2 protein-coding genes and 1 pseudogene are annotated in these 2,095 nt (G+C 62.8%); 2 read left to right on the top strand and 1 reads right to left on the bottom strand.

Going from position 1 to position 2,095, the window contains the following annotated elements:
* Window positions 1-1,025 (bottom strand): annotated as a pseudogene (locus EOD15_RS33295) (hypothetical protein); the annotation flags it as partial.
* 263 nt (window positions 1,026-1,288) lie between these two features.
* On the opposite strand from EOD15_RS33295, the gene EOD15_RS33290 reads away from it, so the two are divergent.
* The gene (locus tag EOD15_RS33290) at window positions 1,289-1,501 is read left to right on the top strand and encodes a hypothetical protein (protein ID WP_127409242.1); all 213 of its coding nucleotides are present in this window, start codon (window positions 1,289-1,291) and stop codon (window positions 1,499-1,501) included.
* Window positions 1,494-2,095: recombinase family protein (locus EOD15_RS33285; protein WP_148129791.1), on the top strand; the 602-nt coding region annotated here is incomplete at its 3' end. The genes EOD15_RS33290 and EOD15_RS33285, both read left to right, overlap by 8 nt.

The raw sequence follows: 2,095 nt of genomic DNA, 5'->3' as shown, positions 1-2,095 counted from the left end.
CCCTTATCGGCCCGAGCCTGCGCGGTTGCCGCGTTGTTGAACGCGGAATCGGCGCGGGCTTGCGCGTTGACCGCACGGTTCACGCCGTCCTGGGCGACATTGCGAACACCGTTGAGCTGGTTGACGTTCACCGCATCGGTCGCGGCCGTACCAGCGGTCACACCCCTGACCTGGGCATTGACGTTCACTGCCGCCTTCGTCGCGTCGGTATAGGTCAGCGCCACCTTGCTCAGGTTCGTGACAGCAGTATTGGCGGTGTTCGCGGTGGTCTGCGCCGTCGCCGCATTGTTGAACGCTGAATCGGCCCGGGCCTGCGCATTATTGGCACGGTTCACGCCGTCATTTGCCACGCCCAGCACACCTCGTACCTGCCCCATGTTTGCAGCATCGCTGTCAGCTTGACCATCGGCCAAATCGCCCACCCATCCACCGACCTTGATGATGTTGCGATTTCCATCCGTGTACTTCACCGCGAGCGGATCGTTACCGCCGGCATTCGCGGCCACCCAGTCCAGCTGGCGCTTGTTCACTGCGTCCATCGGAGCGACGCCATCGGCCAGGTTCGAGATCCTCCCGCCTGAGCCGGCGGCCATCACGCTGCCAATATCCAGCGTCTTGAAATCTTCAATCGCGACCGACGCCGGTGCATAGGCGTACTGCCTCTGAGTGATCGGATAGCCATTTTCGTCATACCCATCGACGTACCAGTAGAGCATCTGCGACCCGGCATCCGTCAGGGTCCAGATCTTGGCCTCCGTGTCGTAGTAGTTGAAATCAGCGACCGCAGAACCGGAGCCATCCGCAAACTCAGTAACTCGCCCCGTGACCCAGCTGTTATCTGTGTAATAAAGCCCGTTGTGGTAGCAGGTGTTAGCCGCGCCATCACACGGAGCCTGCGAGGGCGGCAGCGCAGCCGATGCTGGTGCTGCCGCCGCCATCGCCACGGCGATCGCCGCGCCAATGAGGCTGCGATTTGCGCGCGGAATTGCATTCGCCCTGGTTGGGCGCTTGGAACTGACGTTCATACTGACTCCTTGGATGGGCAGGCCCCCGAACACTGCCCAAAGAAGAGCAGGCAATTCCGTTTCACGCCTGCAGGCGGGGTGACCTCACAAAATCGTAACACGGATGTTCGGAAAACGACCGTTTCCCGAACATGAGCGGTTCAGCGATGTAGAAGCCTGCATTTTGCTTGCACGTTGTGCGTTTTCCCGTAAAGTTATCTATGACCGCGAAACGGTCACATGCACGCATTTCCGAACATCAAAATATTCCCGAGACTATTCCAATGCCAAATCTGAACAGCACCCCCGACAAGATTGACGCGCTCGGCCGCGCCATCGCCGAGTCCGATCACCCAGCCGACGTGCTGCTGGCCGTCGTCCGGCGCCTGGCGCAGAGCGCGGGCCTGCCCCGCGACGTACCCGCCACGGCCCTCCACAATGCGGCCGCCGAATGGGAGGATATGGCGCCCTCCCGCCCGACGGATCTCCATGCCTAAGCCGAAGCCGACCGCCCCAACCACGCAATCCACCGGTCTACGCATCGGCTATGCCCGCAAGTCGAAGGAGGACCAGGACCTCTCGCTGCAGCGTGACGCCCTGCAGCGAGCCGGCTGCGCCCAAATCTACGAGGAGCAGGTCAGCCGCGCCGGTCCTCGCCGCGCCAAGAAGGGCGCGACGGAGCTGGCCAACGCCCTGCGCGCCCTGCGCCCAGGTGACACTCTTGTCGTCTGGCGACTCGACCGCCTCGGCGGATCGGTATCCGAGCTGATCCGCGTCGTGACGCACGAGCTCGCCGATCGCGGTATCGGCTTTGAAAGCCTCACCGAAAAAATCGACACCAGCACTGCGGCCGGGAACATGTTCTTCCAGATCGCCGCCGTATTCGCCGAATACGAGCGCCGGCAGCTGATCGAGCGCACCCATGCCGGCCTGGAGGCCGCCCGCGCTCGAGGTCGCAAGGGTGGGCGCAAGCCCGCCATGACCGATAAGCAGATCCAACTGGCCAGAGCGATGCTCAGCGACCCAGCCACAACCGTCGCCGACGTGTGCGCACACTTCGGCATCAGCCGAACCACGCTACACAAGCACTG

This window comes from Mesorhizobium sp. M7A.T.Ca.US.000.02.2.1 (assembly GCF_003996995.1).
GTDB lineage: Bacteria > Pseudomonadota > Alphaproteobacteria > Rhizobiales > Rhizobiaceae > Mesorhizobium.
This window is presented reverse-complemented; position numbering and strand designations above follow the sequence as displayed.

Excerpts from the sequence above, each read along its gene's own strand:
- EOD15_RS33290 (WP_127409242.1), top strand. The coding sequence starts at position 1,289 with ATGCCAAATCTGAACAGCACCCCCGACAAGATTGACGCGCTCGGCCGC.